The 15,131-nt window shown below is 44.4% G+C and carries 16 protein-coding genes and 2 pseudogenes; 10 read left to right on the top strand and 8 right to left on the bottom strand.

The features are described from left to right. Positions 1–112: transposase (locus DW965_RS22260; RefSeq protein ID WP_199681667.1), on the top strand; the 112-nt coding region annotated here is incomplete at its 5' end. 156 nt (positions 113–268) lie between these two features. On the opposite strand, the pseudogene DW965_RS15395 reads toward DW965_RS22260, so the two are convergent. From DW965_RS15395 to DW965_RS15370, 6 genes and pseudogenes are all read right to left on the bottom strand, one after another. Then, positions 269–1,222: pseudogene (locus DW965_RS15395) on the bottom strand (IS91 family transposase); the annotation flags it as partial. Between the two features lie 238 nt (positions 1,223–1,460). After that, positions 1,461–1,814, bottom strand: a complete 354-nt coding sequence (locus DW965_RS20110) for a hypothetical protein (protein ID WP_243036653.1) — start codon at positions 1,812–1,814, stop codon at positions 1,461–1,463. Then, positions 1,811–2,611 carry a Gfo/Idh/MocA family protein gene (locus tag DW965_RS15390; RefSeq protein WP_243036652.1) on the bottom strand — a complete coding sequence of 267 codons (801 nt, stop codon included), beginning with the start codon at positions 2,609–2,611 and terminating at the stop codon, positions 1,811–1,813. The genes DW965_RS20110 and DW965_RS15390 overlap by 4 nt, the downstream gene beginning before the upstream one ends. A 69-nt stretch (positions 2,612–2,680) precedes the next feature. Further along, complete coding sequence (locus tag DW965_RS15385; RefSeq protein WP_119198581.1) at positions 2,681–3,298, bottom strand: hypothetical protein; 618 nt, start codon at positions 3,296–3,298, stop codon at positions 2,681–2,683. 92 nt (positions 3,299–3,390) lie between these two features. Continuing rightward, positions 3,391–4,293, bottom strand: a complete 903-nt coding sequence (locus DW965_RS15380; protein ID WP_119198580.1) for a hypothetical protein — start codon at positions 4,291–4,293, stop codon at positions 3,391–3,393. 169 nt (positions 4,294–4,462) lie between these two features. After that, positions 4,463–4,861, bottom strand: a complete 399-nt coding sequence (locus DW965_RS15370; RefSeq protein WP_119198579.1) for a helix-turn-helix transcriptional regulator — start codon at positions 4,859–4,861, stop codon at positions 4,463–4,465. Positions 4,862–5,056: 195 nt separating this feature from the next. Here DW965_RS15370 and DW965_RS15365 point away from each other — a divergent pair. Continuing rightward, a pseudogene (locus DW965_RS15365) lies at positions 5,057–5,268 on the top strand (transposase); the annotation flags it as partial. Positions 5,269–5,346: 78 nt separating this feature from the next. On the opposite strand, the gene DW965_RS20105 reads toward DW965_RS15365, so the two are convergent. After that, the gene (locus tag DW965_RS20105) at positions 5,347–5,529 is read right to left on the bottom strand and encodes a putative sulfate exporter family transporter (RefSeq protein ID WP_243036651.1); all 183 of its coding nucleotides are present in this window, start codon (positions 5,527–5,529) and stop codon (positions 5,347–5,349) included. Further along, complete coding sequence (locus DW965_RS22655; RefSeq protein WP_243036654.1) at positions 5,526–5,690, bottom strand: putative sulfate exporter family transporter; 165 nt, start codon at positions 5,688–5,690, stop codon at positions 5,526–5,528. The genes DW965_RS20105 and DW965_RS22655 overlap by 4 nt, the downstream gene beginning before the upstream one ends. Between DW965_RS22655 and DW965_RS15355 the strand changes: the two genes are divergently transcribed. The 8 genes from DW965_RS15355 to DW965_RS15320 all read left to right on the top strand — a co-directional run bounded on the left by DW965_RS15355 (position 5,689) and on the right by DW965_RS15320 (position 15,104). Further along, complete coding sequence (locus DW965_RS15355; RefSeq protein ID WP_158565833.1) at positions 5,689–6,159, top strand: LysR substrate-binding domain-containing protein; 471 nt, start codon at positions 5,689–5,691, stop codon at positions 6,157–6,159. The genes DW965_RS22655 and DW965_RS15355 overlap by 2 nt on opposite strands. 565 nt (positions 6,160–6,724) lie before the next feature. Then, a complete protein-coding gene (locus tag DW965_RS15350; protein WP_117761807.1) occupies positions 6,725–7,984 on the top strand; it encodes an IS110 family transposase in 1,260 nt (419 codons plus the stop codon). Between the two features lie 281 nt (positions 7,985–8,265). Next, positions 8,266–9,603 (top strand): ABC transporter substrate-binding protein, encoded by a 1,338-nt coding sequence (locus tag DW965_RS15345; protein ID WP_055222161.1) that lies wholly within the window; start codon positions 8,266–8,268, stop codon positions 9,601–9,603. Between the two features lie 169 nt (positions 9,604–9,772). Next, complete coding sequence (locus tag DW965_RS15340) at positions 9,773–10,615, top strand: carbohydrate ABC transporter permease (RefSeq protein ID WP_117761808.1); 843 nt, start codon at positions 9,773–9,775, stop codon at positions 10,613–10,615. Further along, positions 10,615–11,451 carry a carbohydrate ABC transporter permease gene (locus tag DW965_RS15335; RefSeq protein WP_117761809.1) on the top strand — a complete coding sequence of 279 codons (837 nt, stop codon included), beginning with the start codon at positions 10,615–10,617 and terminating at the stop codon, positions 11,449–11,451. The genes DW965_RS15340 and DW965_RS15335 overlap by 1 nt, the downstream gene beginning before the upstream one ends. 146 nt (positions 11,452–11,597) lie before the next feature. Next, complete coding sequence (locus DW965_RS15330) at positions 11,598–13,157, top strand: response regulator transcription factor (RefSeq protein ID WP_117761810.1); 1,560 nt, start codon at positions 11,598–11,600, stop codon at positions 13,155–13,157. Continuing rightward, a complete protein-coding gene (locus DW965_RS15325; protein ID WP_117761811.1) occupies positions 13,120–14,829 on the top strand; it encodes a sensor histidine kinase in 1,710 nt (569 codons plus the stop codon). Before DW965_RS15330 ends, DW965_RS15325 begins: the two co-directional genes overlap by 38 nt. Continuing rightward, on the top strand, positions 14,826–15,104 hold the full coding sequence (locus DW965_RS15320; protein WP_119198578.1) for a hypothetical protein: 279 nt from the start codon (positions 14,826–14,828) through the stop codon (positions 15,102–15,104). Before DW965_RS15325 ends, DW965_RS15320 begins: the two co-directional genes overlap by 4 nt. Positions 15,105–15,131 lie beyond the last annotated feature (27 nt).

Below are 15,131 nucleotides of genomic sequence, written 5' to 3'. Positions count from 1 at the left end.
GCATCCTGAGTTGCAAAGTAAATGGGATAAAGCGTTTTGGGCTAGAGGATATTATGTTGAAACGATTGGCAATATAACAGATGAAGCAGTTCAAAAGTATATAAAAGAGTAAGCAGAAGAATCGAGACGAGAAGATTCGAGTAGTACCGCTTTATAGCGGGCTAGCAAAAGTGCTTGCGATACCGCCCTTTGGGGCGAGCAGTAACAATAGCCCTTTGGAGGGCTAATAATAAACCACCAGTTGAACAGGTGGTTGCTAACTAGAATGTAGGAAACATTGTTTTTCGGCAGAAATACATTTACGGAGCTTCATTTCCTGCTTATGATGTTTGGCATATATCCCATAGTAGCGAAGCATTTTAAAATGTTTTTCGGAGATGTGGACAATGAGTTTTTGAATGAAGTTCAAAGCAGGAATGGTTTCAGTAACAGTTTTATTGTCTTCGTGTCTGGTGTAATGAAAGGTTACATTTTTGCCGTCATAAGTATCAATACGCGATGTGGCAATAACAGGTCTGCCGAGGTATCGGCTGATGTATTTAATGGTGATATCAGGAGTGCAAAGATTTGGCTTTGCACGGACATAAAAGCCGTCAGCGTGTTTCGTGTACATTTCATTTTTGACTTTGCGAAAAGTCGGACCAATGCGGGAGGTAAGTCGTTCAAGCAGGACTTTGCGGAAAGCATTACGAAGGAAACTGTAATCAAAGTGTTTGACAGGACGCCAAGGAGTGATGTTACCAGCCCCACCCTCGGAGATGAGATCGTGGATATGAGGATTCCATTTTAAATCACGCCCAAAAGTGTGAAGAATACAGATAAGCCCAGGAGTAAAGTTTTCGGTTTTATTCATTTTGGAAAACATGCGTAAAACAACATCACGAACAGAATGAAATAAACAATCTAAGAGAGTCCTGTCTTCGAGAAAATAAACGCGAAGTTCCGCTGGGATAGTGAAAACACAATGGCGATGAACGCAAGAAACAAGCTTACAGGACATATGAAAAGAACGAAGCTGGTTGTATTTGTTTCCGCAGGAAGGGCAAAAACGGCTTTTACAGCGAAAGGGAACAAATTTAAGATTTCCACAGTGAGGACAGCCATACATGGCACCACCGTAAGAAGGGTCACCACAATGAATCATCTTGTTGACATTTTCAATGACAGCAGGACGAGGATGGAGTTCATAATAATCGGTAAAGATGGATTGTAATATATTCATAATAGAATTTTACAATAAAGAAGGAGATAAGAAAACCCCTTCCCCTCATGAATGAGGGGTTAGGGGAGTTGAGAGTGTCGCAGACACTTTTTTATTGTGGGAGAAGCCTTGACCGCGGTCTTTGCTGAAGATGCATTGCTGGGCAAAATCAAGGCAAACCCTCTTGGCTGTATGGACAATTTGAGGCAGAACGATTGGTTCGGCTTTTTTGGGGAGACTGCGTTTTTACCGGCTCCCGTTACAGCTCTTCGTACTTGGGCAGCGACTTTACGGTGCCGCCTTCCATGGCGCTTTCGTGGGCCAGGAGACCAACGCCGGTCCAGTAGGCCGCATCGATATCGGAGGGGAAGGGAGTTCTGTCTTCCAGAATGCTGGTAACGAACTCATGGACCAGATGCGGATGGGAACCGCCATGACCGCCGCCCTGCTTGAAGGACAGATGGGGATTGACCTCGTCATAGGCCACTTCGTAGGTAAACCGGCCAATGACGTCCGGAAGCAGATGGGCATAATCGGGGACCTGAACGTATTCCTCATCGATCTTGCCGCCGCGGTTCTCGTTCTCCCAAACCAGATCCCGGCTGAACATCACATGTTTGTCGCCGTTGAGCTGATCCCACTCAAAGGACTTGTTTTCACCATAGATATTAAAGCATTCGCTGTAGCCACGGGCGACATGGTACAGGAAGCGCTCCATTTCAACGGTCGTCTCGCCATCCTCCAAGGCCACCAGAGCAGACTCAAAGGCGAAGGGGCAGCCGTACTGCTTTTCCAGTTCCGGACGGACCTTGCCGGAGCCTCTGCCGAAGACGCTGACCGGACGCTGCCCTGCCAGAGCAAAACAGGGGCCGATGGCATGGGTGGGATGTGCCAGGGGCGGGAAGCCGTCCCAGTAAGAGGGCCAGCCTCCATATCCTGATAGTGGGCGCAGCGCATATACTGCAGCTTGCCCATTGCGCCGGATTCGTACAGCTCCTTCACATACAGATACTCGCGGGTGTAGACGGAAGTTTCCATGAACATATAGTGTTTGCCGGAAGCCTTCCGCGCCTTGATAACGTCTTCCAGCTCCTTCATGGACATACCCATGGGGATGGTGCAGGCGCAGTGCTTGCCTGCGTTGAGCACCTGAACCGACATGGGCGCATGCAGCGCGGGCGGAATGACCAGATGGACCGCATCCACATCCGGGTTCTGCAATACCGCTTCAAAGTCGGTGGTGTAGTAGCTTTCGTCCAGCAGGTACATATCTGCCAGCGCCTTCAGCTGGTCCGGATTGGTATCCACCATAATGACATGCTCCACATCCGGATGCTTCAGATAGATGGGCAGGAAGCAGCTGCCGAAACCCATGCCCACGATGGCAACCGTCAACTTTCCATTTTTCATAAAATTACTCCTTTCATGCTGTGAGCGACTTGCTGTTTTCATTTTATTTTTTTTTGCATTCCGTGTATGTTATTCGACGAGTGAAATACTGATACAGGCAACGCTGCGGGGTGGAAGCTTCGCCTTGATAATATCATCCTTGACATGAATCATCAGGGGATTTTCCGTAAACGGGGTACCAGGCAACAGATTTTCGGCCTGAAGTACCTTGTTTTCCAGAATTGTTCCGCATTTATTCAGAGAGTAAGTAGTTTCCTCCTGCCAGTTCAGGTTGAGCATCGTCAGGGTCAGCACATGATGATCATCGATGGTGGCAACGACTTCAAAGTCTTCTACACCATCTACCGTACACAGCTTTCCGCCGGCATGCCGGGAGAGCAGCGCAAAGGCCTGACCGGTTGCCGTCAGCTCGGTATGATCCGGATGCACCTGCATGGCGCCTTCGTTAACCGGCTCAAAGTAGCAGGCCATGGGCATGCGCTGTTTTTCGCTTTCATGCATGAACATGTGCAGCATCTGCGCAGTGAAGATGCCCTCCATGGAGGAAGGATTGCGGCACCATGTTTTCCACAGATTCCATTCATCGTAGGAGATGAATGTCTTTTCCGGGAGCATGTCATGCAGCCTGCGCAGGATTCCTAGATTGTGGATGGGCATGCGGATCATTTCGTTATAGCAGCGCTCCATGCCCTCCGGAGAGGTGAAGTCCCAATGGACTGAATTGTACGTATGCAGAGAAACGTATGGCGCAATGGGAGCCAGCTTCTTGATGGAAACATCTACCACTCCTGATTCGGATAGGGGCCGGAAGAAACAAATTTCAGATCCGGCGTAACCTTCAGCATGGCACGCGCATGCGTTTCCACCAGCGATGCGTATCCATCCGGCGTATTTGCGCCCTCCATGTGGCCATAACCCATTTCGTTGCCCAGCGACCACCATTTGACATTGTAGGGCTCCTGATGACCGCGCTGGGCACGCAGCCTGCCGTATTTGCTCTCGGCAGGGCCGTTGCAGTATTCCACCCAGGCGGCGCATACTTCGGGGGAATCCCAGGCGGCATTGATGGTGAGGAAGGGCTCCGCGCCGATCTCACGGCACAGTGCAATAAAATCGTCGGTGTCTATTTCATGCATGTCATAGCCGTGTGTAAAGGGCTGCGTTTCATTTTCCATGTAGCCCTCCATGGGAGCGCGCCTGTCGGGATGCAGGAACATATCCTGCCAGCGATATTCGCCGGCAAAGTTGCCACCCGGCCAGCGCAGCAGACGCACGCCGATTTCCTTGAGCTTTTCCACGGTGTCCCTGCGCATGGTATGGAAATGATTGTCCGGCATCATGGAAACTGCGCCGATGAGCAGTTGTGCCTGCTCCGTGTAGGTAATGCTTATCACGGCATGCGCATCGTCGACGCCGGGGGTCAGAATCGTCTCAAAGCGCTGCCATTCATCCACCTCTTCCTGTGCATCCTCCTTCGCTAGAACGGGCTGAACAGGAAAAACGGTTTCCGCATAAATCTGCGTACCATCGGCGTTGGTGAGCGCGACGCGCACATCCAGCGGCTGCTGTACTTTGACAACGACGGCAAACGGATAGCTCCTGTCCTTTTGAAGGAAGAGCTCTTTTTGACGGATACCGCTCACCTGATTCGGAATTGGGTTCTGAATCATCTGGACTGACATTCGTTACGCCGCCACATGCCGTTGTGCGCGTAATGACATACATAAGCTTCGTTTGCGTTGCTACCGGGAAGGCGGTGTTCATTGGCAAAGTACACGCATTCGCCGATGCCTTCCCAGTCCAGCGCTACGCCGTTGCGCGCCGCAGCGCCGGCAAACTTCCGGTTGCGGATCATCTGGCGCTGAGACCATCCATGATGCTGGCTCTGGTATGCTCCAGGTTGTGGCCAAACAAATGGGGCGACACCGTAGAGGTGGTTTTGAGATCGATATACAGGTAATGGCTGTGCTGCTGCGCCGCAAACAGCGTGTCCTGCGCAGGATCTTCCGTGGTCTGGCAGCCGGGGGTATTACCGAATTTGCCGTCGTATTCATCCAGCAGTTCCTGCACCGTCAGACCCAGAACACGGCATAGAGGCACCAAAAGCGAGATGTCAGGAAGTGTGACGCCACATTCCCACTTGGAAACGGCTTTGTTGGTTACACAAAGCTTTTCCGCTAACTGCTGCTGTGTGAGTCCCAAACGTTCACGGGCTTGGATTATTTTGTTGGAAACAAGGGAGCATCGCATTGGTGAGATCGTCTCCTTTCACTATTGTAGATTGTAGCTATGTGTTGCAACATCACTGCTTATGGCAATATCGTATCATGCTTTTTTCGAAAGCACAATCGCTTTACAAGCGATTTGATGGGGCTGTTGCCCCGAAAGACCGTAACAAGAAAATGAAAAAAGAGTGAGCAAGGATATGTGCGTTGTGCCCTTAAAAAAGACGTGTTGGGGATGTGGGTAGGAGAAAACGAAAGTGCCAAGTACTGGGCAACGGTACTCAACGGGCTAAAAAACGAGGCGTGGAGGACATTTTCATTGCCTGCACGGATAACCTGACGGGATTCTCTGCGGCGATTGGGGCTGTATTTCCCAAGACGGAAATTCAGAATTGCATCATCCATCAGCTGCGTAATTCGAGCAAATACGTAACGCCATTCCTCAATCCAAAGACAAAAGCCACAGTTTTGTTTTGAACTGTGGCTTTGCTCAATTGTCTTGTAGCTTTCTTACACGATTCCCATGCCCATCTCCACTAGCAGCGCCACAATTACAACCAGCGCAGAAATGATGAAACCGTGAATCATGGGGCGGATGCCAGCCTTCTTCATGCTGGCGAAGGAGGTATTCAATCCGATGGCAGCCAGTGCGCAGACCATCAGGAACTTGCTGGCAGTCTTGGTGCCGCTCACCGCCGTACCTGCCAGATGCCAAAGGCCTGATCCGTCATACCCAGTGCCCGGCCCATGATGGGAAACAGCACGATCATCGCCATGTCAAATAGGAAGGTGGCGGACATGGCGTAGGCAACGTCGTTGTCGTCCGCGTCGATGGTGGGGGCGATAGCGGCAATGGCAGAGCCACCGCAGATGCCTGTGGACTTTGCAATAATTGAAGGCGTGTTCGATAAAGAAAAGTATCCGCACCGCCTCTATAAAAAAGAGAGCTTTTTGGGCATATGCAGCCGCCGTCATTCTTTTGCAGGCAGAACCGTTTCTCTTGAGGAAGTTCTTCAGGAAAGCCTGCTTGTGCGTGAGAAAGGTTCCGGAACACACATGCTTCAGGAACAAGCCGTGGCCGCAAGAGGTTATTCACTGGACAGCTTCAGTCGGCATTCGTCCATCAGTAATTTTTCTATTATTTGCGACTTGGTTGCAATGGATCATTTGATTACTTTTGCATATGAACCAATTAGCCACTGCCGAAATGACTTGGCAACATTTAGAGTGGAGGACATGGAGATCACTGGTGAATTCAATCTTGTTTATATTAACCGTTCGGTTGCAGAACCTAAAGCCGATCTATTTCTTGCAACCTGCTAAAGCTCTGATTTGTCAGATAGTTTCTAATAGAAAAACGAAAGCTCGGTGTTGCACCCACCGAGCCTTTTTTGCTTTATAGGAAATTTCTCAAATCGTCAGAAATAGTGTATAATGGGCTGGAAATAAAAAATGACATAACAAAAGAGCGAAGGGGGCTTCGCCATGACGTTGTTTATGAAGTTTTTTGTTTTGGTTTAGGTTAGCTGCACTATCTGACTATGGAGAAAGAATTATTATGAACATGGATTTATCCATATTTATTTCCCGTCTTTCTGCGAAAGCCACCAATGCGCCATGAAACGTGTTGGTTACCTTCACTTTCTATTTTTGTTCCCTTCTGATATGATGGTTCCATAAGACTGACACACTACAGAACACGTGGAGGTGAGTGGCGGGGCTGTATAGCGGCAACCTCGCATATTTATATGTTGTCGGTCATCCGTTAAGGCATCAATGAGTGGCGCATAACTGTAGCCCGGAAACTTATCTCTTCCGAAGTCGACTCGATCTCGCCGGATGACCAGTCACTGTCCGTTTTATCATTATGCTATCAGGAGGTAGTTACTTGTCTTTTAAAATTTTTAAATTTAACTGCTGTGGACTTGATGTCCACAAAACATGGATTTATGCCTGTATCGGTATCACGGATTCCAATAATCGTACAGAGTATAAGCAGGCTCGCTTTTCTTCCTTTTCTAAAGGTTTGCATCAGCTGTGTGTCTGGCTTGCTAAATACAACTGTAACGATGTCTGTATGGAATCTACCGGCAAGTATTGGATCCCTGTTTTCAATATCTTAGAGCAACACAAAATCCGGGTTACTCTATCCCATCCGAAATACACCAAACCCATGAAAGGAAACAAGACCGACCGCAAAGATGCCAAATGGATCTGTGATCTATACATGTGCGGCATGGTGAAACCTTCTTTTATTCCACCTGCTGACATCAGAGAACTCAGGGATCTCGTAAGATACCGTTTCAAACTCACCTGTATGATTACCGGTGAGAAGAATCGTGCCCAAAATTGTCTTACTGTTTCCAATCTGAAGCTTGATGATGTCTTTTCTGATGTATTCGGGAAATCTTCCCGTTCCATTACGGAACAGATTTTGCAGCACCCTGGGGAAAAATTTGATGTGTCACCCTTTGTTGACAGCCGCTGTAAAACTCCAATAGAAGAAATTCAGGCGGCCGTTGATGGTAATATCTCGAAAGAACAGGATGTAAAGCTCAGACAGTGCCTTGATCACATAGACGAACTTCAAAAGCACATTTCAGAAGTAGAACAGGAAATCCTTCGTCTCAGTGATAAATACGAGGCTGCTTTAAACTTAATAAGAACGGTTCCTGGATTCGATAAGAATCCAATGACTGCAATTCAGGTGCTTTCAGAGATTGGTGGTGATATGCCTGTCTTCCTCACAGCAAAACACCTCGTCTCCTGGGCTGGATGTTGTCCCCGAAATGATAAGAGCGACCGTAAAATCAAATCCACTCGGATTTCCTGTACTGGTTCTTATTTTAAACCAGTTCTGGTACAGATTGCAAATGCTTTAATCAAATCGAAGAAACATTTTGAATTTACCACCCGCTATAAGCGTATCAAAACACGTCGTGGCCACAAGAAAGCCATTATTGCACGCTGCCGTATGATCCTGACCGCTATCTGGCACATACTCACAGATTTAAAACCTTATACATCCGATGGTTTTCTTGAATCACGTCCTGTGAAAAAAGAAAAAGTTCTTACAACTTCACAGGCACTTAATCTTCTAAGGCAACGAGGGTATCTCATTAAAGATGAGCCTTCGCCGGTCTCCTAATTAGGTGTTGCGTTTATATATTCAATTTTCAAAACCAGCTAATCCGGTGGTTTGTTTGCTATGCCCTCTATTTCGTGGCTGTTCTCTACTTATTTGTTTCAAACTTCATTTTTGGTTCTTGGCGAACTCTTGTATCATACACAAAATCTTCAAAAATTACAATAATCTTGAAATAGTGTTATGTTTCTTGGAATTTTATTATATCTTATTTTGGAACTTTTTCTTATAATAACATCATCAAGAAAAACAAAGAAAAGTAATCATAAAAGGAGGATTCAATTATGAAGAAGAAAAAGATTCTTGCACTTGTACTTGCAGCTTCAATGGCAGGAGGAATGCTTGCAGGATGTGGAGCCACATCAAGCGGAGATGAAACAGCGAAAGGAGATAAGTCATCCGGAAAAGTTTATTATCTGAACTTTAAACCAGAGCAGGCTGACCAGTGGGTAGAACTTGCAAAAGAGTATACAGATGAGACGGGTGTTCAGGTTGATGTACAGACAGCAGCATCAGGAACTTACGAGTCACAGTTGAAATCAGAGATGGCAAAAGATGAGGCACCAACATTGTTCCAGGTAAACGGACCGGTTGGACTTGCTACATGGAAAAATTATTGCTATGACCTTTCAGACAGCGATGTTTATAAAGATGTCGAGTCTGACGATTATATATTAAAAGATGGCGACGCAGTAGATGGAATCGCTTATGTTATTGAGACTTATGGTCTGATCTACAACAAAGCTCTTCTGAACAAATACTTCGAATTGCCGGATGCAAGTATCAAATCAATTGATGATCTGAATAACTTCCAGGCACTTAAGACAGTTGCAGAAGAGATTCAGGCACACAAAGATGATCTTGGAGTAGAAGGAGCTTTTACTTCAGCAGGAATGGATTCTTCCTCTGACTGGAGATTCAAGACACACCTTGCAAATCTTCCAATCTACTATGAGTATAAGGCAGACGGAATTGACAGCACAGATGCAATCAAAGGAACATACCTTGACAACTACAAACAGATCTGGGATCTGTATCTGAACAACTCTACATGTGAGCCATCTATGATTTCTTCTAAGACAGGAGATGACGCAGCAAGTGAATTTGCACTTGGCGAAGCAGTATTCTATCAGAATGGTACATGGGCTTACAATGATATCAAAGATAATGAAGTAGCAGATGAAGATATGGGAATGCTTCCAATCTACATCGGAGTTGATGGAGAAGAAAATCAGGGACTTTGTACAGGATCTGAGAACTACTGGTGTGTAAATAAGAACGCTTCAGAAGAAGACATTCAGGCAACACTTGATTTTATGAAATGGGTAGTTGAGAGCGATGAAGGTCGTGACATGCTGGCTAACGAGATGGGATTTGTAACACCGTTCACAACATTCTCAGATTACCTTCCGGACAACCCGCTTGTAAAAGCAAATGCTGAGTATACAGAGGCAGGAAAGACACCAGTAAGCTGGAACTTTACAACAATGCCATCTGAGAACTGGAAAAACAATCTTGGTGGAGCTCTTCTGAACTATGCACAGGGTACAGGCGCATGGGATAGTGTACAGACAGCATTTGTTGATGGATGGGCTGAAGAATACGCAGCAGCAAACGAATAAAAAAGACTTTTCACAGGATAGGCAGATAAAAAGGCTGTGAAATAGAGAAGAAGATCAAACAGCCTGCCAACGAGCATACCGGGGCAGGCTGAAATTATGTAATTAGAATTGTGAAAAGCAAAGGCGCAGAAAGGCTTTTTACAGAAAAGAAAGACAGGAGGAGAAGAACATGCAAAAAGCAATAAAGAGATATTTTCCGGTATTTGTATTACCGACGCTGATTGCATTCACGATAGGTTTCCTTGCACCGTTTGTGTTAGGCGTATATCTTTCGTTCTGCAAGTTCACAACGGTGACAGACGCTAAATTTATTGGACTTAGCAACTATGCAAAGATCCTTGGAGACGGAGATTTTCTTCACTCTCTTTGGTTTACCGCATTATTTACAATTGTGACAGTATTATTGATCAACATTTTTGCATTTGCGGTAGCAATGCTTTTGACAAAGAATATTAAGGGAACCAATATTTTCCGTACTGTATTTTTTATGCCGAACCTGATCGGTGGTATTGTACTTGGATATGTATGGCAGCTGTTATTAAATGGTATTCTGGCACATTTCCAGAAAACACTTACATATTCTTCAAAATATGGTTTCTGGGGATTGGTTATCCTGATGCTCTGGCAGCAGGTTGGATACATGATGATCATCTACATCTCAGGAATCCAGAATATTCCTGGAGAGCTGATCGAGGCAGCACAGATTGATGGAGCGAATAAAGTACAGCTTTTAAGATATGTTACAATTCCGATGGTTATGCCATCCATTACAATCTGTACTTTCCTGACACTTACAAACGGATTTAAACTTTTCGACCAGAACCTTGCATTGACAAACGGTGGACCGGACAAGATGTCAGAAATGCTTGCCCTGAATATCTATAATACATTCTATGGAAGAACTGGCTGGGAAGGTGTAGGACAGGCGAAAGCAGTTATCTTCTTTATTATCGTAGGAGTGATTGCATTGATCCAGAATAAACTGACAACATCAAAGGAGGTGCAGCAGTAATGAATAAAAAAGTAAAACATGGTACATTATTAACCGTTATTTTTACACTACTCAGCCTGCTGTATCTGTATCCGATCATACTGGTATTTATCAACTCCTTTAAGAAAAAAGCCTATATCAGTAAAGCACCGTTCAAGATACCGACCGGAAAGATGTATGTCGGATTAGAGAACTATATCCGTGGTATTAAGCAGACACAGCTGATTCAGGCATTTGGATGGAGTTTATTTATCACAATCTTATCTGTAGCAGTGATTATCTTATGTTGCTCCATGTGTGCATGGTATATCTGCCGCGTGAAGACAAAATTTACAAAGATCCTTTACATGCTTTGCCTGTTTGCAATGATCGTGCCATTCCAGATGGAAATGTTTACATTATCCAAGATCGCAAATATGCTTCATATGGGAAATCCGTGGGGACTGGTTGTGATCTACCTTGGATTTGGTGCAGGACTTTCCGTCTTTATGTTTACCGGGTTCATGAAATCCATTCCATTGGAGATTGAAGAGGCTGCAATGATTGATGGATGTACACCAATCCAGACATTCTTTAAAATTGTACTTCCGATTGCCAAGCCGACTTGCGTAACAGTTACAATTCTTCAGGCAATGTGGATTTGGAACGACTACCTGCTTCCATCACTTGTACTGGATCAGAGAAAATATAAGACAGTGCCGATGGCAGTTCAGTATCTGAAAGGTGGATACGGTTCTGTAGATATGGGAGCAATGATGGGAACTCTGGTTCTTGCAATTGTGCCGATTATCATCTTCTACCTGTTCTGCCAGAGATATATTATCGAAGGCGTTGTAGCCGGAGCGGTTAAAGGCTAGTGTGGACATTGTCTAAAAATGAATTAAAATAGAATTATAAAAATTAAAAAAAGACAGCAGAGAGTGAGTGAACATTCCCTGCTGTTTTCGGACGTTATAAAAGGAATAGTGAAAATGTAAAGTGAACGTGTGGGAGGCGTGGGGAAATGATTACAATATTGATCGTGGATGATGAAAAACTGGAGCGAAGGGGAATCCGCTTTCTGTTAAAGAGGGAGGAAGGAGAATTCCAGATCCTAGAAGCAACGAATGGAAAGGATGCACTGGGAGTATTAGAATCAAACCATGTGGATATTTTATTTTCGGATGTAAAGATGCCTTATATGAATGGACTGGAGCTGACGAAAGCAGTGAGAGAAGATCATCCGGATATGGAAATCGTGATCTTCAGCGGATATAATGATTTCTCTTATGCAAGAGAAGCATTGCGGTATGGAGTTGTAGACTATGTTCTGAAGCCGGTTGATCCGGAGGAATTCCATAAGACTTTTCAACGAGTGATGGAAAATATTTCTTCCAAGATAGAGAAAAAAGAGCAGCAGGAAAAGAAAGAAGATTATCTGAAAAAATACTTTTTACTGAAATATCTGTATGGGGGAAAAGAGGAAGATTTTGTTCAGTTTAAGAAACTTACAGATGGAATGGAAGATGATCTGTCCCAATTTACCCGTATGGTTCTTGTCAGTGCCTCAAATGGATTCTTCGAAACGGAAGAGGAACATTTCCTGATGAGCCTGAAGGAAGAGGTGCAGAGAGAGTTTCATTATGTGAATCTGAATTCGAACGAATCCATCTTTTTGTTCACGGAAAAATATGCAGATTATCATGGAATCGTAGAGAAAATGTACCGTTTTTTTGCGCACCAGTTTGACAGTGAATGTTATTTTGCAGTCAGTGAGGAAATCGAAGATGGAAAAAATCTGGCAGAGGAATTTAAGGTGCTGGAAGGAATGTTAGAAGAGCAGTTCTATCAGCCACGTCAGCATCTGTTTTTCCACGGGGAGAAGCAGGAAGAGAAGAAAGCTGATCCAGCAGAAGATTCTGAAATCATGGAACAGATTACGAAAGATATTCAATATAAAGATCTGCCACATCTCCGTCAGGATTTTCAGAGACTGGAAGAAAAATATCGTGCGCATAAGCAATTTTCGGATATGTATATAAAGTTTGTATTTTCTGGAATTATGAAAGAATTGCTCGACCAGATGGAAGGGCTGGATGAAAAGATGCTTTCAAAGAGAGTGGATCGATTATATCGTTGCAGAAACCTTAATGATGTGATTGCTATAGTAGAAGAAGTACTTCAGGAATATGAACATTGCATACAAGAGCAGGAAGATGGGTTCCGATCAGAAGTTACAACCGTGAAGGGATATATTTATCACCATTATAAGGAAAAGGATCTGGGAGCAGAGACACTTTCCGCAATGGTTTTTCTGTCACCGGGATATTTAAGTGCTGTATTTAAAGAAGAAACAGGGATGACACTGAACCGTTTTATCCGTGAAGTGCGAATGAATAAAGCAAAAGAGCTTTTAGAGACAACGAATATGAAAATCTCCCAAATTGCGAAAGAAGTAGGATTTTCCAATAACTCATACTTCTGCAGAAGTTTCAGAGAGTTTTTCGGAGATACACCGGAAGCATGCAGGAAAGGAATAGCGGCGGATGAAAAAACAAATACGGAAGTTGATCCATCGATTTGAAAATCTGAAATTTCGTAAAAAACTGTCTGTTTTGATGCTGATTGCAGGACTGGTTCCGGTAGGATTCCTTGCTTTTTCCATGCAGTATGGCATGATGAATCAATTGCGAGAGAAGGAACAGTACAATCTGGAGAAAATGTTGGAACAGTCAGTGAGTTCGATTGAGAATCAGTCTCAGATCTATAAGAACCTGGTTGATTATCTGTCTTATTCTCAAAATCTCAGGAATATTTTTGATGTGGAGACAGAGTCGGATTATGAGAAGTATTTGAAATATGTGAAGGTGGCTGATCCACTGTTGCAGATGCCGACGATCTATCACAAAGAGATCCAGAGCATTACATTATATTCTGACAATATAGAAGTGCCACATGGAGATACACTTCTTCCAATGTCGGAAGCGGAGAATCAACAGTGGTATTCCAGGTTGAATGAGGGAACATTAATGCAGTGGAGCATCACTCGCGGTGTGAATAAATCAATCATTGCCAGTCGGAAATTCTATGACAATGATACGATCAAAGCGGTGTTGGAGATGCGTCTGGATTATGAAAAAGTTCTTGAACCATTCATGAGCCAGCTTACAGATAATACAGGAGGCATGATTCAGGATGATAATGGAAATATTGTCTATGCCGAGTGTTCTATGGATAAGAAATATCGTCCGAAGGATATTGAGAGTCCGAAAGATATCAGTGAGAATTATTATCTGGTACAGCGGACAATGAAGGATACAGGATGGAATTTCTATATCTATCGTCCAAAGGCAGTAAGTGAAAACGCAATCCATAAGCTTTTGCTCAAAAATATTCCGATTATTTTGATCAGTGTTCTTCTTCTGAGTTTTCTGGGATATGTTTTTTCCCTCCGTATGGTATCGCAGTTGGAGTTATTGACTGAAAATATGAACCTGATCAATATGGGACTTCGTAAAGTTACCGTGCAGAGTAAATCCAAAGACGAGGTGGGTGTGCTGATCCGGTCATTTCGGCGCATGATGGATCAGATGAACCATTTGATCTCAGAAGTATATGAGAGTAAGATCCAGCTTCAGAACAGTGAGATGAGAGCACTGCAGGCACAGATCAATCCACATTTCCTTTATAATTCGCTTTCAATCATCAACTGGAAAGCAATTGAAGCGGGTGAGGATGAAATCAGTCATGTGACATTGGCACTGTCTACTTATTATCGGACAAGCCTGAATCGTGGTGAAACAATGACCACAGTGGCAAAAGAAATTGATAACATCCGTGCATATCTCAAAATCCAACTTGTTATGCATGATAACGAGTTCCGTGTGGTTGAACAGATTTCGGATGGTCTTAATGATTATCTGATACCGAAGTTGATCCTGCAGCCACTTGCAGAAAATGCAATCGATCATGGAATTGATGTGTCAGATAATGAGAATCCGACGTTGTGGCTGACGATTCGTGAAGAGGCTGAGCACATTTTCTTTGAAATCAGGGACAATGGTGCGGGAATGACGCAGGAGAAGGCGGATCAGATTCTGACATATCAGTCCTCCGGTTATGGTGTGCGAAATGTCTGTGACAGAATCCATGTCCTTTATGGAGAAAAAGGTGAGATGAAGATAGAAAGTACTCCAGGAAAAGGAACGCGGGTCTTTATCCGGATTCCGAAGAACACGGAGGCGAAGGTGTTATGAAAAACGATATGAAAAAGCGAATTCTCTCAGCCCATCTTGCATTAATTTTATTGCTGATGCTTTGGTGCGGAACCTATTTTGAGACGAAGGAAAGTCAAAGACAGATGGAACAGTTAAAAGCATCTCAAAGTGAGTCTGGTGCAAGCAATGCAGTTAAAGTGAAAAGAAAGCTGATGTATAAAGCGATGCATACACCACTTGGGAAATATCCTGAGACTGTACCTAAGTACAGCTTGGCAAGATTGCAGGGGCGAATAATTCGAATCTTCCTGTAGGAGATACGTACGAAAATAATGCATATA

The organism is Blautia sp. AM47-4 (assembly GCF_003479865.1).
Lineage (GTDB): Bacteria > Bacillota > Clostridia > Lachnospirales > Lachnospiraceae > Fusicatenibacter > Fusicatenibacter saccharivorans.
The sequence above is the reverse complement of the archived record's forward strand: the minus strand, read 5'-3'. Positions and strand labels throughout refer to the sequence as shown.